This window comes from Xenorhabdus koppenhoeferi (genome assembly GCF_900116635.1).
GTDB classification, from domain to species: domain Bacteria; phylum Pseudomonadota; class Gammaproteobacteria; order Enterobacterales; family Enterobacteriaceae; genus Xenorhabdus; species Xenorhabdus koppenhoeferi.
Map to the genome: position 1 here is coordinate 16,405 of NZ_FPBJ01000010.1, position 23,716 is coordinate 40,120.

Sequence of the window (23,716 nt, forward strand, 5' to 3'; positions counted from 1 at the left end):
GCCAGAATAGTGTTTTATCCCGCTTATAAATAAATCCCATCGTTTTTTTCATTTAACACAGTCAGGTTTATCCTCAATCAACATAGGCAGTGCAAACAGTGCACATATATAAGGAGGAAGTCTCACGCTCTGCTTTTATTCACATTACTCATTGTAGTTAACTTCATGCTCATGATGAATAAAAAAACAACTAAGACATCATCCCCTTTTTATGCAATATACTTTTTTATACAGCGGATTGGAAAATCACACCATCCGCTTTTTCTGTATACTGGCTCAATTGATCAAAATTGAGGTAACGATAAGTATCTGCTGCGGTTTCATCGACTTTACCCATGAATTGCAAATACTCTTCTGGAGTTGGTAAGCGTCCCAACAGTGAAGCCACAGCTGCCAGCTCAGCAGAAGCCAGATAAACATTTGCACCTGTACCGAGACGGTTCGGGAAGTTACGGGTAGAAGTGGATACTACAGTTGCACCATCTGCCACACGCGCCTGATTTCCCATACACAATGAACAACCGGGGATCTCAATACGCGCCCCACTCTTACCGAAGACGCTGTAATAGCCTTCTTCTGTTAATTGAGCTGCGTCCATCTTAGTTGGAGGCGCAACCCATAAACGGGTTGGTAATTGGCCTTTATGCTGATCCAATAACTTGCCCGCAGCACGGAAATGACCAATGTTGGTCATACAAGAGCCGATAAACACTTCGTCAATCTTGCTGTTTGCGACTTCCGATAATAAACGTGCATCATCTGGATCGTTAGGCGCACACAAAATAGGCTGTTTAATTTCCGCCAGATCAATTTCAATCACCGCTGCGTATTCAGCATCTGCATCTGCTTCCAGCAATTGAGGATCTTTCAACCAGTTCTCCATGCCAATAATACGGCGCTCAAGCGTTCGGCGATCACCATAACCTTCTGCAATCATCCACTTCAACAGTATGATATTCGATTGCAAATACTCAATGATCGGCGCTTCATCCAATTTAATAGTACAGCCTGCCGCAGAACGTTCCGCAGAAGCATCGGCTAATTCGAATGCTTGCTCAACTTTGAGTTCAGGCAAACCTTCAATCTCAAGAATGCGGCCAGAGAAAATATTTTTCTTGCCTTTCTTCTCAACAGTCAGCAAACCTTGCTGAATCGCATAGTAAGGAATGGCATGAACCAAATCACGCAGGGTAATGCCAGGTTGCATTTTTCCTTTAAAACGCACCAATACTGATTCAGGCATATCCAGCGGCATGACGCCTGTAGCGGCAGCAAATGCCACCAAACCTGAACCCGCAGGGAAAGAGATCCCAATCGGGAAACGGGTATGGGAATCACCGCCTGTACCTACCGTATCCGGCAGTAACATACGGTTCAGCCATGAGTGGATAATGCCATCTCCCGGACGTAGCGATACCCCGCCGCGGTTCATGATGAAATCAGGCAATGTATGATGCGTCGTCACATCGACAGGTTTTGGATAAGCCGCTGTATGACAGAATGACTGCATAACCAAATCCGCAGAGAAGCCAAGACATGCCAAATCTTTCAACTCATCACGCGTCATTGGCCCAGTGGTATCCTGAGAACCCACTGAAGTCATCTTAGGTTCACAATATTCTCCCGGGCGGATACCACCAGTTCCACAGGCGCGACCTACCATTTTCTGTGCCAATGAGAAACCACGATCACTTTTCTCAACAGCTTTTGCCTGACGGAAAACATCGCTGTGTGGCAACCCTAATGATTCACGGGCTTTCCCGGTCAGACCACGACCGATAATCAATGGAATACGACCACCAGCACGAACTTCGTCGATCAATACGTCAGTTTTCAATTCAAAATTAGAGAATAATTCATTCGTTTCATGATGACGAACTTCACCTTTATAGGGATAGATATCAATCACATCACCCATATTGAGTTTAGAAACATCCACTTCGATTGGTAACGCACCCGCATCTTGCATGGTATTAAAGAAGATTGGTGCGATTTTTCCGCCCAGTACCACGCCCGCACCACGTTTATTAGGTACAAACGGAATATCTTCACCCATAAACCACAATACAGAGTTAGTTGCTGATTTACGGGAAGAGCCTGTACCGACAACATCACCAACATAGGCCAACGGATAGCCTTTTTTATTTAATGCTTCTATTTGCTTAATTGGGCCAACGGCACCCGCTTGATCAGGTTCGATACCTTCACGGGCATTTTTGAGCATTGCCAGAGCATGTAAAGGAATATCAGGACGTGACCACGCATCAGGTGCAGGAGAGAGATCATCGGTGTTGGTTTCACCTGTGACCTTAAAAACGGTAACAGTAATTTTTTCGGCTAATTCAGGGCGTTCAAGGAACCATTGCCCATCGGCCCATGACTGAATGATCTGTTTGGCATGAGCATTGCCTGCCTTTGCTTTTCCTTCTACATCATAGAAACTATCAAACATCAGCAAAGTATGAGAAAGCGCTTTAGCCGCAATCGGAGCCAGTTTTTCATCATCAAGAGCATCAATTAAAGCGTGGATATTATACCCACCCTGCATAGTTCCCAATAATTCAATGGCTTTTTCCTGTGTGACCAAAGGAGAAGCTGCTTCTCCTTTGGTTATGGCAGCAAGAAAACCCGCTTTAACATAAGCGGCTTCATCTACACCAGGAGGAATACGATTGGTCAGTAGATCTAATAAGAAATCTTCTTCACCTTTAGGTGGGTTCTTCAGTAATTCTACCAGCGCTGCTACTTGAGCTGCGTCTAACGGCTTAGGAACGATGCCTTGAGCTGCACGCTCGGCTACGTGCTTGCGGTATTCTTCTAGCACGACTTTCTCCTCACTCTCATTGTCATTTTATATACCCGGCTGTCTGCACCCGGTAACGATTATCGAAAAACAATCTTCTAAAACAATCATCAAGGGTGCCAGGTCAGAGGATTTTGCTCACATAACATCAGAATTATGCTCAGCTTCGGGTACTTAGCATACCAAAATTTGAATACTATGTTAATTCATTCACATAAAATCAACATTGAACCGCGATAAAATTCGGGATAAATAAGTTTGTTTTCTCCAAAAACATGTGATTAGTGGTGGAGAATTAATGGCAGAAGCAAAACCTTACTCAATTCTTTTCTATGAAAGATTAGAGTTCGAACCTTATGGTTTCGGTCACTTTGAAACTACCCAAATGAAATTATATCCATCTGAGAGTAATGAGTGGGTAGTTGTTGGCAATACTTATCGACTGAGAAAATATATGCCATAACTTTAGCTGTGTAAAAAATGATATGTTTAGAATAAGGGGCTGGATGTAAAAGCGGCCTCTATATACTTCGTCTTTCAAACTGCCTCTTTGTTGGCTGCGCTCGCTCACCCCGGTCACATAGTTATCTATGCTCCCGGGGATTTGCTCTCTTGCCGTCGCGATGCAACTTGAAATCCATTGTGTATATAATAAAAGCCGCTTTTCATCACTATTGCAAAATCTAAAGAATTATTTCTTTTTCTTTGCCTTAGGGTTTGGCAAGTCAGTAATGCTGCCTTCGTAAATTTCCGCAGCCATACCGATTGATTCATACAGAGTTGGGTGAGCGTGGATAGTCAGAGCAATATCTTCTGCATCACAGCCCATTTCGATAGCCAGGCCGATCTCACCCAGCAGTTCGCCGGCGTTAGTACCAACAACAGCACCACCGATAACTCGGTTAGTTTCTTTATCGAAAATCAGCTTAGTCATACCATCTGAACAGTCGGACGCAATTGCACGACCAGATGCCGCCCACGGGAAAGTCGCAGTCTCGTAGCTGATGCCTTTCTCTTTCGCTTCTTTCTCAGTCAGGCCAACCCATGCTACTTCTGGTTCAGTGTAAGCAATGGATGGGATCACTTTTGGATCGAAATAATGTTTCTTGCCAGAGATAACTTCAGCAGCAACATGGCCTTCGTGAACACCTTTGTGTGCCAGCATTGGCTGACCAACGATATCGCCGATAGCAAAGATGTGAGGCACATTAGTACGCATTTGCTTATCAACATGGATAAAGCCACGCTCATCAACTTCAACACCCGCTTTACCCGCATCCAGCGATTTACCGTTTGGTACACGACCGATAGCAACCAGAACTGCGTCATAACGCTGTGGTTCCGCTGGGGCTTTCTTACCTTCCATTGTTACGTAGATGCCATCTTCTTTAGCTTCTACCGCTGTCACTTTAGTTTCCAGCATCAGGTTGAATTTCTTGCTGACGCGCTTAGTGAACACTTTAACAATGTCTTTGTCCGCAGCAGGAATAACCTGATCGAACATTTCAACCACGTCAATCTGAGAACCCAGAGCGTGGTAAACCGTACCCATTTCCAGACCAATGATACCGCCGCCCATTACCAGCAGGCGTCCCGGAACCGTTTTCAATTCCAGTGCATCGGTAGAATCCCATACGCGAGGATCTTCATGTGGAATGAATGGTAGCTGAATAGGGCGTGAACCCGCTGCGATAATGGCATTATCAAAATTAATCGTTGTTGCGCCGTTTTCGCCTTCTACTACCAGAGTGTTAGCACCTGTAAATTTACCGATACCGTTAACAACGTTAACTTTACGGCCCTTAGCCATGCCGCCCAAACCACCAGTCAGCTGGGAAATGACTTTTTCTTTCCAGAGACGGATTTTGTCGATATCAGTTTGCGGTTCACCAAATACGATACCGTGTTGTGCCAGTGCTTTTGCTTCTTCAATGACTTTTGCAACATGAAGCAGCGCCTTGGATGGAATACAACCAACGTTAAGGCAAACACCACCCAAAGTAGAGTAACGCTCAACCAAAACGGTATCCAAACCTAAGTCTGCACAACGGAAAGCAGCAGAATACCCAGCAGGGCCTGCTCCAAGCACCACTACCTGGGCTTTAATTTCAGTACTCATCATGACCTCTTAATTGTTTGTCCGGCGGGTCAGACGAAAAAAACATATTCCACCGGGACGTACACACCGCGAGCAGTTTACAGAATTGTAAATAACCTGAAAAGCGCGTTAACGTGACAGAAATCCCAACCTGCCAGATGCAAGGAGAAAATATCTGTCACGGCAGTAATCATTAGACCGGTATATTTATCGGCCTTTACATTACATCACCAAACGGCGGATGTCGCTCATCAATTGATTAATATAAGTGATGAAGCGCGCACCATCTGCCCCATCAATAACTCGGTGGTCAAAGGACAGAGACATAGGCAGAATCAGACGAGGAACGAATTCCTTGCCATTCCAGACGGGCTTCATAGAAGAACGAGACAGACCCATGATTGCCACTTCTGGCGCATTCACAATTGGTGCAAAACCGGTAGTACCAATACCACCCAGGCTGGAAATGGTGAAACAACCACCCTGCATGTCAGAAGCAGTCAGCTTACCAGCACGCGCTTTCCTGGAAACTTCAGCCAGTTCTCTGGACAGTTCCATGATGCCTTTCTTGTTGACATCCTTGAATACAGGAACAACCAGACCATTAGGTGTATCAACTGCAATGCCGATGTTGACATATTTTTTCAGGATCAGCTTCTGGCCATCTTCAGAAATGGAGCTGTTGAAGCGAGGCATTGCTTCCAGTGCTTTCGCAGCCGCTTTCATCACGAATACCAGCGGAGTGATCTTCACGCCCAGCTGTTGCTTCTCAGCTTCTTTGTTCTGTTGTTTGCGGAACTCTTCAACTTCAGTGATATCCGCTTCATCGAACAGGTTAACGTGAGGGATCATGACCCAGTTGCGGCTCAGGTTAGCACCGGAGATTTTCTGGATACGGCTCATTTCAACTTCTTCGATTTCACCGAACTTGCTGAAATCAATTTTCGGCCAAGGCAGCATACCCGGCAAGCCGCCGCCCGCAGCAGGTGCTGCTTCTGCACGTTTAACCGCATCTTTCACGTAAGCCTGAACATCTTCACGCAGGATGCGACCTTTACGACCAGTGCCTTTCACTTTAGCCAGATTTACGCCAAATTCACGCGCCAGACGACGGATCACCGGAGTTGCATGAATATAAGCATCATTTTCTGCGAATTCATTTTTGCTTTCTGCTGGCTTGTTTTCTGCCGGAGCAGATGCTGTTTTAGCAGGTTCAGCCACAGGAGCCGGAGCCGCTGCTGGCGCTGCCGCCGGTGCTGCACCTGCAACTTCGAATACCATGATCAGAGAACCAGTTTTAACTTTGTCGCCAGCAGCAATTTTGATCTCTTTCACAGTACCCGCGAACGGTGCAGGGACTTCCATAGACGCCTTGTCACCTTCAACGGTGATCAGAGACTGTTCTTCAGCGATAGTGTCACCCACTTTTACCATGATTTCGGTAACTTCAACTTCGTCACCACCGATATCCGGTACATTAACTTCTTTGCTTTCAGCTGGTGCTGGTGCTGCTACCGGAGCTGCTGCCTGCTGAGCGGGTGCAACTTCTGCTGCACCGTCTGCGGATTCAAAGACCATGATCAGTTTGCCGGTTTCAACTTTATCGCCAACCGCAATTTTGATCTCTTTAACCACTCCCGCCTGTGGAGATGGAACTTCCATAGAAGCTTTATCACCTTCAACCGTGATCAGTGACTGTTCTGCTTCTACAGTGTCACCCACTTTTACCATGATTTCGGTAACTTCAACTTCATCTGCACCAATATCAGGTACGTTAATTTCAATAGACATTACTCTTTACCTCTTATGCCAGACGTGGGTTAGCTTTTTCTGGGTTGATGTTGTATTTCTTAATGGCTTCTTCAACCAATTTCACATCAACTTCGCCACGTTTAGCCAATTCACCCAGAGCGGCAACAACCACATAAGAAGCATCAACTTCGAAGTGGTGACGCAGATTCTCACGGCTGTCAGAACGACCGAAACCGTCAGTACCCAGTACACGATAATCGCTTGCAGGTACAAAGTTACGTACTTGTTCTGCGAACAGTTTCATGTAATCAGTAGAAGCAACCGCTGGTGCTTCGTTCATGATCTGAGCAATGTAAGGAACGCGAGGTTTTTCTGATGGATGCAGCATGTTCCAACGCTCACAATCCTGACCATCACGAGCCAGTTCAGTGAAGGAAGTTACGCTGTATACGTCAGAACCGATACCGTATTCGTCAGACAGGATCTTCGCTGCTTCACGAACATGACGCAGGATAGAACCGGAGCCCAGCAATTGAATTTTACCTTTCGTGCCTTCCAGGCTTTCCAGCTTGTAGATACCTTTACGGATACCTTCTTCAGCACCCGCAGGCATTGACGGCATATGATAGTTTTCGTTCAGGGTAGTAATGTAGTAGTAGATGTTCTCTTGTTTCTCACCATACATACGCTCCAAACCATCATGCATGATGACAGCAACTTCATAAGCGAACGCTGGGTCATAAGAGACACAGTTAGGAATTGTCAGAGACTGAATGTGGCTGTGACCATCTTCATGCTGCAAACCTTCACCGTTCAGAGTCGTACGACCAGAAGTACCACCTACCAGGAAGCCACGGGCTTGCTGGTCACCTGCCGCCCAGCACAGATCACCGATACGCTGGAATCCGAACATAGAGTAGTAGATGTAAAACGGAATCATTGGCAGGTTGTTCGTGCTGTAAGAAGTTGCAGCCGCCAGCCAAGATGAAGCAGCACCCAGTTCATTGATACCTTCTTGCAGGATCTGACCTTTGGCGTCTTCTTTATAGTATGCAACCTGCTCACGGTCTTGCGGAGTATACTGTTGACCATTCGGGCTGTAGATACCGATTTGACGGAACAGACCTTCCATACCGAAAGTACGTGCTTCGTCAGCAATGATTGGAACCAGACGATCTTTGATCGACTTGTTCTTCAGCATAATGTTCAATGCACGAACAAAAGCGATAGTAGTAGAAATTTCTTTGGATTGCTCTTCCAGCAGAGAACTGAAATCTTCCAGTGCAGGGATTTCCAGTTTTTCGTCGAAGTTAACACGACGGCTTGGCAGGTAACCATTCAGAGCATTACGACGCTCATGCAGATATTTAGACTCTTCAGAATCTTTGTCGAAAGTAACATATGGCAGTTTTTCGATCTGCTCATCAGCTACAGGCACATTGAAACGATCACGGAACTGGCGAACGCCTTCCATGTTCATTTTCTTAACCTGATGGGCAATGTTTTTACCTTCAGCGGTGTCACCCATACCATAACCTTTAATGGTCTGAGCCAAGATCACAGTTGGTTTACCCGTGGTATTCTGTGCTTTTTGCAGTGCAGCAAATACTTTCTTAGGATCGTGACCACCACGGTTAAGCGCCCAGATTTCCTCATCAGTCATGTCTTTGACCAATGCCGCAGTTTCAGGGTAGCGACCGAAGAAATGCTTACGAACATAAGCGCCATCTTTAGACTTGAATGTCTGATAGTCGCCGTCCAGCGTTTCGTTCATCAACTGAACCAGTTTACCGCTGGTATCTTTACGCAGCAACGCATCCCAACGCTCACCCCACAGAACTTTCAGTACCTGCCAGCCAGCACCGTCGAAGATACCTTCCAGTTCGTTAACGATTTTGCCGTTACCAGTTACCGGGCCATCCAGACGCTGTAAGTTACAGTTGATGATGAATACCAAATTATCCAGTTTTTCACGAGTTGCGATAGTGATCGCACCCTTGGATTCTGGCTCATCCATTTCACCGTCGCCCAAGAAAGCATAAACGGTTTGTTTAGAAGTATCTTTCAGGCCACGATTTTCAAGATATTTCAGAAATTTAGCCTGATAAATAGCAGAGATTGGCCCCAGACCCATAGAAACAGTTGGGAACTGCCAGAAGTCAGGCATCAGTTTTGGATGCGGGTAAGAAGACAGGCCATTACCACCAATTTCCTGACGGAAGTTGTTCATCTGCTCTTCAGTCAGACGACCTTCAAGGAATGCGCGAGCGTAAACACCCGGAGAAATGTGACCCTGGAAGTAAACCAAGTCACCGCCATCATTTTCGTTACGAGCGCGGAAGAAGTGGTTAAAACAAACTTCATAAACAGTCGCGGAAGACTGAAATGAAGCCATGTGACCACCCAGTTCCAGATCTTTTTTGGATGCACGCAGAACAGTCATCACTGCGTTCCAGCGAATAGCGGAACGGATACGGCGTTCCAAATCCAGGTTGCCAGGGTAAGCAGGCTCATCCTCAACAGGAATAGTGTTGATGTAATCACGGCTTGCAGCACCTGCGGCAACGTTAATGCCACCTTTACGAGCTTCATTTAAAACCTGATCAATCAGGAACTGAGCACGCTCAACACCTTCTTCACGGATGACCGATTCGATCGCCTGTAACCAATCGCGAGTTTCGATCGGATCCACGTCATTTTTCAACATATCTGACATGGTGTATTCCTTATCTGTTATCTATTTCTAATGGTTGTTGGAGCCTATCTTCCGGTCATACCCTTTGACGAACTGCATGTTATGACCGGAAGATAGGCCCTGCTATATATTGCCGCTAAAACTCTTGGATAAAGAGTTGACGAACTGTACAAACGCAGCAGTCAGGATCTGTACAGTCAAGTTTAGAACCTATCCGTTCGGGAATTTGATTTATCAACGATGCCCCAAGGGATAGGCTCTTATTCCTGATTTTGCTGGAGCCGCCTCAATGAACGCTCACGACGAGTATGCTCACGAGTCAGATCCAATAAAACTTCTTCGATAAAGGCCAAATGGCGATGGGAAGCCTCGCGGGCTTTTTCCGGTTCTCTCGCCATAATAGAGCGAAAAATTTCAGCCCTATGGCCACTAACGGCTGTCAACATCTCTTTACGGGTATAAATGAACTCAAAATTACGTCTGATATTTTGTTTTAAAATCGGGATCATACAGCGTAATAAATGCAGCAATACCACGTTATGAGCAGCTTCCGTAACAACAAGCTGATATTGCAAGACAGCATCAGATTCCGCATTTACATCACCACTTTGCTGGGCTTCCTGAATAGCAAGATGGCTTTTTTCAATACGTTTAAAATCTTCACTGGTTCCCCTAAGGGCTGCGTAATAGGCCGCAATCCCTTCCAACGCATGTCGCGTTTCAAGGAGATCGAATTGGGATTCGTGATTTTCTGCAATAAGTTGAGCAAGAGGGTCACTGAAACTTTGCCACAGGTTGTTCTGCACGAAAGTTCCTCCCCCCTGACGACGGAACAGAAAGCCTTTGGCTTCCAGTTTTTGAATGGCTTCGCGTAATGAAGGGCGTGATACTTCAAACTGCTTCGCGAGCTCACGTTCAGGCAGCAGCTTCTCTCCCGGGCGTAGCGAGCCTTCGAGAATGAGCTGCTCAAGACGTTGCTCAATCACATCTGATAACTTTGGTTGGCGAATCTTGCTATAGGCCATATCTGCTGTAAGCCATTCAATGAGTAAATGTTGCTTTGGACCATGCCCTAGTTACCTGAATCTTATTGACCAAATTTCGGCCAAATAAACCTCACTAACGGGGCTGTAGTCTGTAGTCAATTGGTAATACCAATTTAGAGTACAAGGTCTTAAAGTAACAAAGTATTCACTAGCTGTCTATAAAGACCTTTAGGCAAATCATAAAATCCTGCAAATTTTAACAAATTATTTTAAATTTTATCAGAAAATTATAACCAAAAGAGATTTTAAAGTAGGACAACCTGATAGGACTTAACATTCATCAAACGCGCGCACATGCATAATTAGTCAGAAAATATTCAGTAAAACAGAATAAAAAATTAGGGCGTGTTGACGTTTTGTGAAGGGAATTTGAATAGCATGATGATTACTGAATGAATATAAATAATAGGAAATGGGTGAGTGATTTTTTACTATTCAGTCAGCTATTTTCTATATGCTTTTATACACTTCGTCTTTCAAACTGCCTCTTTGTTGGCTGCGCTCGCTCACCCCGGTCACATAGTTATCTATGCTCCCGGGGATTTGCTCTCTTGCCGTCGCGATGCAACTTGAAATCCATTGTGTATATTGAATGCTTTATAAAATAAGTGAGTTTAATTAGATAGTTATTTTTTATTACAAGAAGATCTTTTGGCATCAAGGGGTGTTGGTTATTTTCATTATTATGATCAATTTTTGTTTTAATGTCTCCATTAATGTTTTTAAATATATAATGGTGTTCAATGGCAGAAAAGTCGGATTTTCCCTTTAATACTATCCAATCTATCCAATCTATCCAATCATAAGGTAATTGACTTTTAGTGTAATATTCATGGCAGGTATGGGTTATTTTTCTCTTATTTTTCTTACGTAGAGTACGAATTAGCGGACCATGAAAATTAACTGACTTAATGACCCTTTCAATCACTCTTTGGTCAGGTGTTTTTACTGTCCCATGAGGGGAGAGCATGATAATAAATATAATTACAATCAATGAATTGAACATAATGTAATATAAATTTCAATGTAATATAAATATGACAAATATGACAAATATGACAAATATGACTTAACTGTAACTGTATTTTTTTAAACAATTTTGCAATGTTGTGTCGTTAATATATTTTTTTGGTTTTTGTTTATGGAATGTTTTTCTACTGATATACGGGGGATGATAATTAACAAGAAAAAATCAATAGCAATACGCAAAATAATAACTGGAAAAATAGTTGGTAATGTTATTACAATAATTACCATAGTTTTTATCCATTTTATGGAGTTCTATACACAATGGATTTCAAGTTGCATCGCGACGGCAAGAGAGCAAATCCCCGGGAGCATAGATAACTATGTGACCGGGGTGAGCGAGCGCAGCCAACAAAGAGGCAGTTTGAAAGACGAAGTGTATAGTAGAAATAAACCTGTACAGTTACCAGCGTGAAAGAGGGTAGCTAAGGAAGTGTGTTCTGTGTACCTGACATCCACATCCAGTATCTTAGTATTTTTCTGTGATTTTTCATTTAAATTAGTCGGATCAGATTTCTTTCATCTTATCGCGTTTCATCATTTCTAATGAAAATTCGGTATATAAAACAGGGGAGAGTAAACTACCCTGTTATAAATATTCTGGATACAGTAGAAGAAATTGTTGTCAAATTGCGTGATAGGTAAGGTGTTGGGTGAATATAATGGCAATAAAAAATAACTTATTGGGCGGATTGGCTACCCTATCACTTTTGGTTGGCATCAATGCTTATAGTGCCAACGCCGTGGCTGTCGAATTGCTGAATAGCTCTTATGATATCGGGCGCGAATTATTTTCGAACCTGAACCTTGAGTTTGAGAAACAGTGGAATACACAGCATCCACAGAACACATTGACTGTCAAACAATCTCATGGTGGTTCATCTAAACAAGCGCTGTCTATTTTGCAGGGTTTGCGGGCTGATATTGTTACTTATAACCAAGTTTCCGATGTTCAGATCCTGCATGATCGTGGCAACCTTATTCCTGCCAACTGGCAGCAGCGTTTACCGAATAATAGCTCTCCGTACTATTCCACTATGGCTTTTTTAGTACGCAAAAATAATCCTAAGCATATTCATAATTGGGATGATTTATCACGCCATGACGTGAAATTAGTTTTTCCGAATCCAAAAACTTCAGGTAATGGGCGTTATACCTATCTGGCGGCTTGGGGGGCTTTTGAGCAGCAATATCCTCAAGTGCCAGAGAAAGTCGGCCAACAGATGCTGCGTCTTTTGCAGAATGTTGTGGTGTTTGACACAGGAGGGCGTGGAGCAACGACTTCTTTTATTGAGCGTGGGCTGGGGGACGTTTTGATTAGTTTTGAGTCTGAGGTCAATAACATTCGCAAACAGTACGGTGAAGATAATTACCAAGTCATTGTGCCGCCCATGAATATTCTGGCTGAATTTCCTGTGACCTGGGTGGATAAAAATATCCAGAAAAATGGCACCGAATCTGCGGCTAAAGCATATTTAGATTACCTGTATAGCCCGGCTGCCCAGCAAATGATCGCCAGCTTCAATTACCGTGTATTTGATAAAGATGTCATGGAATCCCAGCAGGGCCGTTTTCCTGCAACCAGACTGTTTCGGCTCGAAGAACAATTTGGTAACTGGTCTCAAGTGATGAAAACCCATTTCAACACAGGCGGTATATTTGATCAGATATTGGCGGAAGGGCGTAAATAATGTGGGGATCTAGCAAACGTGTCTTGCCCGGATTCGGGCTTAATTTAGGGAGTAGCCTGTTTTATACCTGCCTTATTCTGCTATTGCCATTAAGTGCTTTGGTGATGCAGCTTTCCAGCATGACATGGGAGCAATATTGGCAGGTGATCGCCAACCCGCAGGTTGTTGCTGCTTATAAGGTGACATTACTGGCAGCAGCCGTTGCCAGCTTGTTCAATATGGTTTTTGGCATGTTGATGGCATGGATATTAACACGCTATCAATTTTGGGGACGCCGCTTACTTGATGGTTTGATGGATTTGCCATTCGCTTTGCCAACGGCCGTTGCGGGCTTAACGCTGGCGACCCTGTTTTCTACAACCGGATGGTATGGTGCCTGGCTTGGCAATTTTGATATCAAAGTCACCAATACTTGGCTGGGTATTGCGGTTGCAATGGCTTTTACCAGTCTGCCTTTTGTTGTCCGTACCGTGCAGCCTGTTCTTGAAGAATTGGGCTCTGAGTATGAGGAAGCGGCCCAGACATTGGGAGCGGGGCGTTGGCAAACATTCCAGCGGGTTATTTTGCCAGAAGTATCACCAGCATTGATGGCGGGAACGGTACTCTCTTTTACCCGTAGTTTAGGGGAATTTGGGGCGGTAATTTTTATTGCGGGCAATATTGCGTGGCAAACTGAGGTTGTTTCTTTAATGATTTTCATCCGCCTGCAAGAGTTTGATTATCCGGCAGCCAGTGCGATTGCTTCGGTTATCCTCGCTACATCGTTATTACTGCTGTTTAGCGTCAATATATTACAAAGTCGCTTTGGTAAACGAATAGGGGGGCACTGATGACTGAATTTTCCGGATACACCGCAGCACAGAGCTTGCCCATAAACTGGGGAAAATGGTTACTGATCGGCACAGGCATATTTTTTTCAGTTTTATTGCTGGTGTTACCAATAGCATGGATTTTCTTGACAGCCTTTTCTAAAGGGCTGGACATTGTTGCTCAGAATCTTTTCGACCCGGATATGCTGCATGCCATTTGGTTGACGGTGATGATTGCGCTTATCACTGTACCCATCAATCTGGTTTTTGGTGTGATGACAGCATGGTTGGTGACACGTTTCCAATTCCCCGGCAGGCAATTATTACTGACATTAATTGATATTCCGTTTGCGGTTTCGCCAGTTGTTGCGGGTCTGCTTTATCTCTTATTTTACGGTGCCAATGGTTGGTTAGGTGGCTGGTTGAACGCTTATGACATTCAATTGATGTTTTCATGGCCGGGGATGGTACTGGTGACAGTTTTTGTAACGTGCCCATTTGTCATACGTGAATTGGTACCTGTGATGTTGAGCCAAGGCAACCAAGAAGATGAAGCTGCCATATTATTGGGGGCTTCCGGTTGGAAGATGTTTTGGCGTGTGACACTGCCGAATATTCGCTGGGCATTACTATATGGCGTTGTCTTGACCAATGCGCGGGCGATTGGCGAATTTGGTGCTGTCTCTGTGGTATCGGGGGCGATTAGGGGAGAAACCTATACACTGCCTTTGCAGGTTGAGTTGCTGTACCAGGATTACAACACGGTTGGTGCATTTACAGCGGCAGCTTTGTTAGCAGTGATGGCGGTTATTACTCTGATTGTCAAAAGTGCGTTGCAATGGCGTTTAAGTCGCCTGCAAGGAGAGGTCAGGAGCAGAATATGAGCATTGAAATCAGTAAAATCAGTAAATCTTTTGGCCGGACTCAGATACTGAATGATATCTCACTGGATATTGAATCTGGTGAAATGATCGCTCTGCTTGGCCCATCGGGTTCTGGTAAGACGACATTGCTAAGAATAATTGCTGGCCTTGAACAGCAAAGTGCAGGTGAATTGAAATTTCATGGTCAAAATGTCAGCCGGGTACATGCCAAAGATCGGCGTGTCGGGTTTGTATTTCAGCACTATGCTTTGTTTCGCCATATGACGGTGTTTGATAATGTAGCTTTTGGCTTGACTGTCCTTCCTCGCCGTCAGCGGCCTAATGGTGAAGTATTGCGCCGTAAAGTCATGACACTGCTTGATATGGTGCAACTGTCTCATTTGTCTGAGCGCTACCCATCACAACTTTCAGGCGGACAAAAACAGCGTGTGGCGCTGGCAAGGGCATTGGCTGTTGAGCCTCAGATCCTCTTATTGGATGAACCTTTTGGCGCACTGGATGCACAGGTACGGACGGAATTGCGTCGCTGGCTGCGTCAGTTGCATGAAGAGCTGAAATTTACCAGTGTATTCGTTACCCATGATCAGGAAGAGGCAATGGAAATTGCTGATAGAGTGGTGCTCATGAATCAGGGGAGCATTGAACAGATTGCGACACCACAACAGCTATGGAGTGAGCCGGAGAGCCGCTTTGTACTGGAATTCATGGGGGATATTAATAAGTTGAATGGTGAGATTAAAGGTTCCCATCTCTGGATTGGCGGGAAAATCTTTCCGTTAAATGGAAAGCCTTTGCATGAAGGACATGTTGATGTTTTTTTCCGTCCGTGGGATATGAGACTCAGTTTACAGCAAACCACCCTTTGCCCTTTACCTGTTCAAATTGTAGAGGTTAGTCCTCGTGGGCATTTTTCTCTGGTTTATGTTCAGCCTATAGGTTGGGGAGAGGGTAATTTGTCAGTTGTCTGGCTGGATGCTTCATTAATTCCCGTTAGGGGCGATAACTATTTTATTGGTGGTGCGGGCGCTCGCTTGTATTCTGATAATATACCATTAAAAGTCATGCGATTAGCTGAATCTGCCTGATTTAATTGCATTTTTTATTAAAACCCCTGTTTCAAAGAGAGCGTGGGCAAGGATTTTTTTCTTAAAATCTTGCTACAGTTTTCTGAATATGATTATTTGGTTATCCATTCTCATATGAATTAGGTAATGCTGTGGCAAGCTTGGAAACATTTATAGGTAATACACCGCTGGTAAAATTACAACGATTAACAGAAAGTGTTAATGCGGAAATTTGGGTAAAACTGGAAGGGAATAATCCTGCTGGCTCCGTAAAAGACAGAGCTGCATTTTCAATGATCCAGCAAGCGGAGTTGCGTGGAGATATTACACCGGGTGATATTCTGGTAGAAGCAACGAGTGGTAATACCGGCATTGCACTGGCTATGATTGCGGCAGTAAAAGGTTATCGTTTAAAGTTAGTTATGCCTGAAAATATGAGCCTCGAGAGACAGGCATCAATGCGGGCTTATGGTGCTGAATTAATTCTGGTTAGTAAAGAATTGGGAATGGAAGGTGCGCGGGATTTGGCACAAGAAATGGAAAAAAATGGAGAAGGGAAAGTTCTTGACCAGTTTAATAATGAAGATAACTCTCTTGCTCATTTTAATTCCACCGGCCCGGAAATCTGGCAGCAATCACAGGGAAGAATTACGCATTTTGTTTCCAGCATGGGAACAACAGGGACGATTACCGGTGTGAGTCGTTATCTGAAATCCCAGTCAGACAAGGTACACATCACAGGATTGCAACCCGCAGAAAATAGCCACATTCCCGGTATTCGCCGCTGGTCTCCGGCTTATATGCCCGGCATTTATCAGAAAGAACTGGTGGATCAAGTTCTGGATATCACACAAACTGAAGCGGAAACTACCATGCGTTTATTGGCACAGAAAGAAGGTATTTTCTGTGGTGTCAGCTCTGGTGGCGCGGTTTCGGGGGCATTGCGCATTGCAGCAGAAAACCCGGGGGCGGTTATTGTGGCGATTATTTGTGACCGTGGTGACAGGTATTTATCGACAGGGGTATTTAAGTAATCCCTTTTTATCATAATGTGTATGAGCCGAAACTTGGGTTATCAATCATAGAGTTTCGGCTTTTAATATATTGGGTTCGGTCTCTTCCTGTTTAATTGCTCTGATATCCCGGATTGATAATATATTTAAATTTAATGATTTCCAGATTAATAATATTGTCCTTATCCGACGAATTTGTCATTCCCTTGCCGTCGCGCTGCATCTTGAAATCCATTGTGTATAAGTATTTGTCTTGCGAAGAAATCGATGGTCTTATCTCCCTCTTATGTGGAGATAAGACCATCAAATTCAAAGTCCTGTTATTTTTTAATGCGCATGATGACTGATTCACCCACGATGACAGACCCGGTTAGTTTAGATAACTCTTTGATTTCATCCATGTTAGAAATAACAACAGGAGTCAGGGTTGATTTAGCTCTTTCTTCCAGAAATGCCAAATCAAACTCTAAAACCAAATCGCCCCTCTGTACCCGTTGACCTTCTTCGGCGATGCGCTTGAAGCCTTCACCTTTAAGCTCAACAGTATCAATACCAAAATGAACGAATAGCTCTATGCCACTATCGGACTCGATAGAGAAAGCATGGTTAGTGTCGAAGATTTTACCAATGGTGCCATTAACAGGAGCAACAATTTTGTTTCCTGTTGGTTTAATCGCAATACCATCCCCCACAATCTTTTCAGCAAAAACAACATCGGGTACATCTTCAATGCTGACTATCTCACCTGATAATGGGGCGATAATTTCAATACTGCCGCTATTTTTTTTATCGTCTGAAACCAGAGATTTTAATTTATCAAGCAGACCCATGAATCTTCTCCTAATTGTTTAATGGGACCGTGTTCTGGCTAATGTGTTTAGCAGAGTGTTTTTTCTCTGGTAAAAGTGTCAACCAAATCCATCAATTCCTGTGCTGTTGGCTGAGTTAAAGCTTGTTCTGCCAGGGCTTTTGCATCATTGTAATTAGTATTACGAATGATTTTCTTAATACGTGGAATTGATATCGCACTCATACTGAATTCATCCAATCCCATGCCTAAAAGCAGCAGTGTAGCACGTTCATCACCAGCAAGTTCTCCACACATACCTGTCCATTTACCTTCTGTGTGTGAGGCGTCAATCACTTGCTTGATTAGACTCAACACGGCGGGTGACATTGGGTTGTAAAGATGAGAAATCAGCTCATTACCACGGTCTACCGCAAGAGTATACTGGGTTAGATCGTTCGTCCCAATACTAAAAAAGTCAACTTCTTTTGCAAGATGATGAGCAATGGTTGCAGCAGCAGGCGTTTCCACCATAATGCCGACTTCTATTAATTCATCAAATGCCTTGTTTTCATTGCGTAACTGCGCTTTGAGCAATGCGACTTCGGTTTTTAATTCCCGTATTTCTTCAACTGAAATGATCATCGGGAACATGACACGAAGTTTACCAAATGCGGAAGCCCTCAGGATAGCACGCAATTGAGAATGTAAGATCTCTTTACGATCAAGACAAATACGAATCGCACGCCAGCCAAGGAATGGGTTCTCTTCTTTTGGTAAATTCATATAAGGCAGGTTTTTATCACCGCCGATGTCCATCGTCCGAATAATAATCGCTTGATTTCCAACTGCTTCTGCAACCGCTTTATAGGCTTCGAACTGTTCATCTTCAGTTGGCAGGGCATCGCGATCCATAAACAGGAACTCTGTACGGTATAAACCGACTCCTTCCGCTCCATTGCGCTCAGCCCCTATGACATCACGAACCGTACCGATATTGGCACAAACTTCAACTTGGTGCCCATCCAGAGTAATAGCGGGCAAATCTTTCAATTTCGCCAGTTCAGTTTTTTCTGTCAGATACTCGCTTTTTGTAGCTTTCAATTGCTCGATTTCAGCATCTGATGGATTCACGTAAATCTGATTGTTAACCGCATCCAAAATCAGGTAGTTGCCGTTCTTGATTTGCCTGGTTGCATTGGTTGTACCAACAATCGCAGGCAGTTCCAGAGAGCGAGCCATAATGGAAGTGTGGGAAGTACGACCGCCCAAATCAGTAATAAATCCCAGTACTTTATCCAGATTGAGTTGTGCGGTTTCTGATGGAGTCAGATCGCTGGCAACCAGGATAACTTCTTCGTCAATTGAGCCTAAATCAATAATTGGCATACCCAGAATATTTCTCAGTAAACGTTTACCGATATCCCGTACATCGGCAGCACGTTCTTTCAAATATTCATCATCCAGTTCTTCCAGAGCTTTGGCCTGATCTTCAATGACGGAATAAACGGCAGAATCTGCTGTTGCCAGATTTTTCTTAATCAGGCTAATAATCTCCTGCTCTAGTTCTTCATCTTCCAGCAACATGATATGGCCTTCAAAGATTTCGGCCTTTTCTGCACCCAGATTTTTTTCGGCTGTTTTTCTGATTATTTCTAACTGTGCGGAGGATTTATCGCGGCCTTGCTGAAAGCGGGAGATTTCTTGTTCGACCTGTTCAGGGATAATTTTTTTCTGATTAATTATTATGGGGTCTTCTTTCAGCAATAGGGCTTTACCGAAAGCAATACCTGGTGATACTAAGATGCCTGAAATCATACTATATGACCTTACTGCGGGTGATTACCTTTCATTGTGCCTTCAGAAGGGGAGGCTTTAAATATCCCCGAATTTTATGGTTCCGGGGATAATCGAATGAAATAGATTGGTTTAATTAGCGGGGTGGGGGTTATTCCAATTCACCCATCAGCTTAACTAGATGCTCAACAGCTTGTTGCTCATCTTCGCCTTCAGCAGCAATTGTTACGACTGTACCTTGAGTCAAACCCAGCGTTTGCAGCTTAAACAGGCTTTTTGCACTGGCAGACTTGCCTCCAGAAGTCAGGGTAATGTCAGAAGAGAAGCCTTTTGCTTCTTTGACGAATTGTGCCGCAGGGCGAGTATGGAGGCCGTTTGGTGCAGTAATGGTAACTTCTTGCTGGAACATAGTATTTCCTCAATAACTTAAATATTCGTTGAATAAGTCAAGAGAATTCTAAAGCTAGTGTAGTTGAATTCACTCGGACTTGTACAACCGTTAAATTGATAATGAAAGTAAAGTGTAGACACTTCATATTTCAGGCTGTGTTGCTGCTGCAACTCAAAATCCATTGGCCATAATAGTCATTATCAAAAAATTAACATACTTGATGCATTCAATTGTTGATTTAGTGTTAATACACACTATCCGTGTTAATACACACTATCCGAGTAATGGCGGAATGAATTAACCCTCAAAGATGCCTGCTTGAAGATTAATTTCATGCATCAAAATAATTACTGGTTAAATACTAAAGCTACTTGAATAAATCATCTAGGAAAGTTTTAAAGTTTGACCTAATGCACAAAAAAGCGCCCTTAAGGTGCTCTTTTGTTAATGTAGTAAAAAATAGTGCGGGATAATTTTTAATCACTCTGCAAATCAGCAAACAGGGCGGTACTCAGATAGCGCTCAGCAGAAGAAGGTAAAATCACCACGATATTCTTATCTTTATATCCATCTTCCTGCGATAATTTAACTGCTGCCGCAATTGCTGCACCTGAAGAAATACCAGAAAGAATTCCTTCTTTTTCAGTGGCTTCACGTGCTGTTCGAATGGCTTCATCGTTGCTGATCTTAAATACACGGTCAACTAATGTTAAATCTAAATTTTCAGGGATGAAACCCGCCCCAATTCCCTGGATTTTATGTGGGCCTGGCTTAAGCTCTTCGCCTGCTAATTTTTGACTGATAACAGGTGAATCTTCTGGCTCTACCGCAACGATAGTGACTTGCTTGCCGCAGGTATTTTTCAGGTAACGGGCAACACCAGTGATAGTTCCGCCAGTGCCTACACCCGCCACGAAAACATCGACATTACCGTCAGTATCTTCCCAGATTTCAGGGCCAGTTGTTTTTTCGTGAATTTCTGGGTTGGCTGGGTTACTGAATTGTTGTAGAAGTACATAACGGTCAGGGTTGCTATCATGAATTTCGTTGGCTTTTTCAATAGCGCCTTTCATGCCTTTTGCGCCTTCAGTTAATACCAAATCAGCTCCCAGTGCTTTCAGGAGCTTGCGGCGCTCAAGGCTCATGGTTTCAGGCATGGTCAATGTCAGTTTATAACCACGGGCAGCAGCAACATAAGCAAGAGCAATTCCTGTATTACCACTGGTTGGTTCAATAAGTTCTTTATCTTTAGTGAGGATGCCACGTTTTTCTGCATCCCAAATCATATTAGCGCCAATGCGGCATTTTACACTGAAGCTGGGATTGCGTGACTCAATCTTCGCTAAGATACGACCATTGGCGAAGTTTTTTAAGCGTACTAACGGAGTGTGACCAATAGTCAACGAATTGTCTTCATAAATTTTGCTCATTGTTCGATTGTCCTTGAGATACCGTTAAATATTGATTAAACATAATTGATTAAACATACGCTAACATCTTATTTATGGAAATAAGGTTTCAATCTATTGTTATTATATAAAAGAATATTAGATGGTTATTTTATATTGTTTAGGCTATTTATGATTGGAGTAACTATTTGTATTATTTTCGGTCATCTTGTCGATTTTCTGATTAATGTGATACAAATCATCAAACAAACCCCCTGATACACTTACTACCCAATGGATTTCAAGATACAGCGCGGCGGCAAGGGAATGACAAATTCGTCGGGAACGAATTTGCCCAGCCAAAGGCTGACCTCCGGTGAAAGGCAGGAGCCTTTCATTAATCCCCAGTCACATAGCTAACTATGTGACTGGGGTGAGTGAGCGCAGCCAACAAAGCTGCATCTTGAAAGACGACGGGTATATAGCTTGTCAGGGAGCTATGTTGTAGGTTTAAAAAATCAAATCAGTTTGATGCTGTGTGATTTAGCGCATGTTGAGTACGATAGCGATCAACCCACATTGCGGTAGCGCCACAAACCGCAACTGGCATAATGAATAGGTTTATTACGGGGATCATGGTTAATACGCTCACCATTGCACCAAATTGAAGGTTGTCAATTTTGTTTTGTCTCAATGTATTGCGCATGGTGGCAAAACTGACTTTGTGGTTATCAAATGGATAATCACAATATTGGATAGCCAGCATCCAGGCACTGAAAATAAACCAAAGGACAGGGGCAACGGTTTGGCCAATCCCGGGAATAAAATAAAGCAACAAAAGAGCGATAGCACGGGGAATGTAGTAAAGAATTTTCACTATTTCACGTTTTAAAATGCGCGGCGTATCTTTGAATAAGTCGATAATACCTGTATTTGGTGCAGGAATACCCGTCAGGTCAGCCTCCAGTTTTTCTGCCAATAACCCATTGAATGGTGAGGCAATGAAATTGGCAAATACGCTGAAGAAATAGGTGAAAATTAGTAAGATGGAAATGAACGCAATTGGCCATATCAGGTAGCTTAACCATTCCATCCAATCCGGTATTTTATTGAGTGTCCATTGTATCCAGCCATCCAATTTCTGGTATAGCCACCAAAATGAACCACCTAGCAACAAAATATTAGCCAGTAAAGGCAATAAAACGAATCTTTTAATGCCAGGGCGGGTGATCAGCTGCCAACCTCGCACAATATAATGAAATCCGCCTAAATGTTTTGGCAACTTTGTCGAATTCGTCATATTTTCTTATTCTCTCTTAGATGATTGAGACGGTATGATATAGGCAGGATTTTCTACTGACCAGTAATTTTGTGTGTAAAAAACATCCGAAAAAATAGAGAATATCTCTCTTTATGGTAAGAAAAGTATGTAGAGACTTGCACTTGTCTTATTTGACAAATACTCTTATCTAGAGAAGATTCCGCCGTGGTGGCAATTAATTTAAACAACAGAGATAGCAATGATGCAGGATTTGCGTCTGATATTAATCGTTGTTGGTGCGATAGCCATAATAGCTTTGCTATTACATGGGTTGTGGACCAGCCGTAAAGAGCGTTCATCACTCTTTCGTGATCGCCCAGTTAAACGTCATAAACAGGGGCATCAGGAAGAGTTAGAGAATAATAATGATGGACTGTTTGATAATTCGTCAAAAGCACCTGTACAGGAGTCGGTAAAACGGCGTACTGAACATCGTGCAGAGCCAGTTATTGAACGTCAAACATCTGAATCATCAGTGTCCGAGCCTGATAATGGTTCGGACCTTTTACTTGAAAGAGATCAGACTGACATATCAGCTACAGAAGCGAAAGTTGTCACTGAATCTCAGGAAGAGCCTCAGCTCGGGTTATTTGATTCCATTGAGCAAGCTGAACCGAAAAGGGCAGAAAACACTGATACTGATATTGCTGAAGGGCAACTAAAAGCGGCGGAAAATGAAGCGCAGGCCGAGCCCGAGCAAACTCAAAAAGAAACTATACTGGTGTTACATGTTGCCGCTCATCATGGTCAGGAACTGAATAGTGATGTCTTACTTCAAAGCATTTTGCAGGCTGGTTTCCGGTTTGGTGATATGAATATTTTCCATCGCCACTTGAATCCATCGGGTAGTGGTGCTGTGTTGTTCAGTTTAGCTAATATGGTAAAGCCGGGTTCATTTGATCCAGACCTAATGGTAGATTTCACCACTCCCGGGATATCCATGTTTATGCTGGTGCCTTCATACGGTGATTCCAATCAGAATTTCAAGCTGATGCTACAAGCGGCACAGCGCATTGCAGCTGATGTAGGTGGCGTAGTTCTGGATGGTGAGCGTAAGATGCTTACTCCGCAGATGATCGAAGTTTATAAAGCGCGTATCCGCAATACGCTCAACGTCAATGAATAACTCTTTTTTAGTATTAAGCCCCGCT

Annotated in this window: 18 protein-coding genes; 7 read left to right on the plus strand and 11 right to left on the minus strand. The window is 43.6% G+C overall.

Annotated features, from left to right (window positions below):
- Positions 1-226 precede the first annotated feature (226 nt).
- Positions 227-2,824, minus strand: coding sequence for a bifunctional aconitate hydratase 2/2-methylisocitrate dehydratase (gene acnB, locus BM329_RS04965; protein WP_092549778.1), 2,598 nt, complete (start codon positions 2,822-2,824; stop codon positions 227-229).
- A gap of 277 nt (positions 2,825-3,101) precedes the next feature.
- Between acnB and BM329_RS14670 the strand changes: the two genes are divergently transcribed.
- Positions 3,102-3,266: a hypothetical protein gene (locus BM329_RS14670; protein WP_177216189.1), complete on the plus strand. Its 165-nt coding sequence runs from the start codon at positions 3,102-3,104 to the stop codon at positions 3,264-3,266.
- A gap of 228 nt (positions 3,267-3,494) precedes the next feature.
- Here BM329_RS14670 and lpdA read toward each other — a convergent pair whose 3' ends face one another.
- The 5 genes from lpdA to BM329_RS14375 form a co-directional block, all read right to left on the minus strand.
- Positions 3,495-4,922, minus strand: a complete 1,428-nt coding sequence (lpdA, locus tag BM329_RS04970) for a dihydrolipoyl dehydrogenase (protein WP_092549781.1) — start codon at positions 4,920-4,922, stop codon at positions 3,495-3,497.
- A 201-nt stretch (positions 4,923-5,123) separates the two neighbouring features.
- A complete protein-coding gene (gene aceF / locus BM329_RS04975; protein WP_092549784.1) occupies positions 5,124-6,692 on the minus strand; it encodes a pyruvate dehydrogenase complex dihydrolipoyllysine-residue acetyltransferase in 1,569 nt (522 codons plus the stop codon).
- Positions 6,693-6,705: 13 nt separating this feature from the next.
- A complete protein-coding gene (aceE, locus tag BM329_RS04980) occupies positions 6,706-9,369 on the minus strand; it encodes a pyruvate dehydrogenase (acetyl-transferring), homodimeric type (protein ID WP_092549787.1) in 2,664 nt (887 codons plus the stop codon).
- A 239-nt stretch (positions 9,370-9,608) separates the two neighbouring features.
- Positions 9,609-10,373: a pyruvate dehydrogenase complex transcriptional repressor PdhR gene (pdhR, locus tag BM329_RS04985; RefSeq protein WP_092549790.1), complete on the minus strand. Its 765-nt coding sequence runs from the start codon at positions 10,371-10,373 to the stop codon at positions 9,609-9,611.
- Positions 10,374-10,917: 544 nt separating this feature from the next.
- The gene (locus tag BM329_RS14375; RefSeq protein ID WP_143101211.1) at positions 10,918-11,400 is read right to left on the minus strand and encodes a hypothetical protein; all 483 of its coding nucleotides are present in this window, start codon (positions 11,398-11,400) and stop codon (positions 10,918-10,920) included.
- A 682-nt stretch (positions 11,401-12,082) separates the two neighbouring features.
- Between BM329_RS14375 and cysP the strand changes: the two genes are divergently transcribed.
- The 5 genes from cysP to cysM all read left to right on the plus strand — a co-directional run bounded on the left by cysP (position 12,083) and on the right by cysM (position 16,902).
- Positions 12,083-13,111 carry a thiosulfate ABC transporter substrate-binding protein CysP gene (gene cysP, locus BM329_RS04990; RefSeq protein ID WP_177216190.1) on the plus strand — a complete coding sequence of 343 codons (1,029 nt, stop codon included), beginning with the start codon at positions 12,083-12,085 and terminating at the stop codon, positions 13,109-13,111.
- Complete coding sequence (gene cysT, locus BM329_RS04995; RefSeq protein WP_422643816.1) at positions 13,111-13,941, plus strand: sulfate/thiosulfate ABC transporter permease CysT; 831 nt, start codon at positions 13,111-13,113, stop codon at positions 13,939-13,941. Before cysP ends, cysT begins: the two co-directional genes overlap by 1 nt.
- Positions 13,941-14,804, plus strand: a complete 864-nt coding sequence (gene cysW / locus BM329_RS05000; protein WP_092549799.1) for a sulfate/thiosulfate ABC transporter permease CysW — start codon at positions 13,941-13,943, stop codon at positions 14,802-14,804. The genes cysT and cysW overlap by 1 nt, the downstream gene beginning before the upstream one ends.
- On the plus strand, positions 14,801-15,889 hold the full coding sequence (cysA, locus tag BM329_RS05005) for a sulfate/thiosulfate ABC transporter ATP-binding protein CysA (RefSeq protein WP_092549802.1): 1,089 nt from the start codon (positions 14,801-14,803) through the stop codon (positions 15,887-15,889). Before cysW ends, cysA begins: the two co-directional genes overlap by 4 nt.
- A 131-nt stretch (positions 15,890-16,020) precedes the next feature.
- Complete coding sequence (gene cysM / locus BM329_RS05010) at positions 16,021-16,902, plus strand: cysteine synthase CysM (protein WP_092549805.1); 882 nt, start codon at positions 16,021-16,023, stop codon at positions 16,900-16,902.
- A 299-nt stretch (positions 16,903-17,201) separates the two neighbouring features.
- Here the strand turns inward: cysM and crr are convergent, their stop codons facing one another.
- From crr to cysZ, 5 genes are all read right to left on the minus strand, one after another.
- Complete coding sequence (gene crr, locus BM329_RS05020) at positions 17,202-17,711, minus strand: PTS glucose transporter subunit IIA (protein ID WP_092549811.1); 510 nt, start codon at positions 17,709-17,711, stop codon at positions 17,202-17,204.
- A 47-nt stretch (positions 17,712-17,758) separates the two neighbouring features.
- Positions 17,759-19,486, minus strand: a complete 1,728-nt coding sequence (ptsI, locus tag BM329_RS05025; RefSeq protein WP_092549814.1) for a phosphoenolpyruvate-protein phosphotransferase PtsI — start codon at positions 19,484-19,486, stop codon at positions 17,759-17,761.
- A 130-nt stretch (positions 19,487-19,616) separates the two neighbouring features.
- Positions 19,617-19,874, minus strand: coding sequence for a phosphocarrier protein Hpr (gene ptsH, locus BM329_RS05030; protein WP_092549817.1), 258 nt, complete (start codon positions 19,872-19,874; stop codon positions 19,617-19,619).
- A 458-nt stretch (positions 19,875-20,332) separates the two neighbouring features.
- Positions 20,333-21,286: a cysteine synthase A gene (gene cysK, locus BM329_RS05035; RefSeq protein WP_092549820.1), complete on the minus strand. Its 954-nt coding sequence runs from the start codon at positions 21,284-21,286 to the stop codon at positions 20,333-20,335.
- Between the two features lie 481 nt (positions 21,287-21,767).
- Positions 21,768-22,544, minus strand: a complete 777-nt coding sequence (cysZ, locus tag BM329_RS05040) for a sulfate transporter CysZ (protein WP_092549823.1) — start codon at positions 22,542-22,544, stop codon at positions 21,768-21,770.
- A 220-nt stretch (positions 22,545-22,764) separates the two neighbouring features.
- Between cysZ and zipA the strand changes: the two genes are divergently transcribed.
- Positions 22,765-23,691 (plus strand): cell division protein ZipA, encoded by a 927-nt coding sequence (zipA, locus tag BM329_RS05045; RefSeq protein WP_092549826.1) that lies wholly within the window; start codon positions 22,765-22,767, stop codon positions 23,689-23,691.
- Positions 23,692-23,716 lie beyond the last annotated feature (25 nt).

Bases quoted from the DNA above. Each gene is read 5' to 3' on its own strand.
- zipA (WP_092549826.1), top strand. From the start codon at position 22,765: ATGATGCAGGATTTGCGTCTGATATTAATCGTTGTTGGTGCGATAGCC.
- cysK (WP_092549820.1), bottom strand. From the start codon at position 21,286: ATGAGCAAAATTTATGAAGACAATTCGTTGACTATTGGTCACACTCCG.
- ptsI (WP_092549814.1), bottom strand. From the start codon at position 19,486: ATGATTTCAGGCATCTTAGTATCACCAGGTATTGCTTTCGGTAAAGCC.
- cysZ (WP_092549823.1), bottom strand. From the start codon at position 22,544: ATGACGAATTCGACAAAGTTGCCAAAACATTTAGGCGGATTTCATTAT.
- cysP (WP_177216190.1), top strand. From the start codon at position 12,083: ATGGCAATAAAAAATAACTTATTGGGCGGATTGGCTACCCTATCACTT.
- cysT (WP_422643816.1), top strand. From the start codon at position 13,111: ATGTGGGGATCTAGCAAACGTGTCTTGCCCGGATTCGGGCTTAATTTA.
- BM329_RS14375 (WP_143101211.1), bottom strand. From the start codon at position 11,400: ATGTTCAATTCATTGATTGTAATTATATTTATTATCATGCTCTCCCCT.
- pdhR (WP_092549790.1), bottom strand. From the start codon at position 10,373: ATGGCCTATAGCAAGATTCGCCAACCAAAGTTATCAGATGTGATTGAG.
- cysW (WP_092549799.1), top strand. From the start codon at position 13,941: ATGACTGAATTTTCCGGATACACCGCAGCACAGAGCTTGCCCATAAAC.
- crr (WP_092549811.1), bottom strand. From the start codon at position 17,711: ATGGGTCTGCTTGATAAATTAAAATCTCTGGTTTCAGACGATAAAAAA.
- aceE (WP_092549787.1), bottom strand. From the start codon at position 9,369: ATGTCAGATATGTTGAAAAATGACGTGGATCCGATCGAAACTCGCGAT.
- aceF (WP_092549784.1), bottom strand. From the start codon at position 6,692: ATGTCTATTGAAATTAACGTACCTGATATTGGTGCAGATGAAGTTGAA.
- BM329_RS14670 (WP_177216189.1), top strand. From the start codon at position 3,102: ATGGCAGAAGCAAAACCTTACTCAATTCTTTTCTATGAAAGATTAGAG.
- ptsH (WP_092549817.1), bottom strand. From the start codon at position 19,874: ATGTTCCAGCAAGAAGTTACCATTACTGCACCAAACGGCCTCCATACT.
- lpdA (WP_092549781.1), bottom strand. From the start codon at position 4,922: ATGAGTACTGAAATTAAAGCCCAGGTAGTGGTGCTTGGAGCAGGCCCT.
- cysA (WP_092549802.1), top strand. From the start codon at position 14,801: ATGAGCATTGAAATCAGTAAAATCAGTAAATCTTTTGGCCGGACTCAG.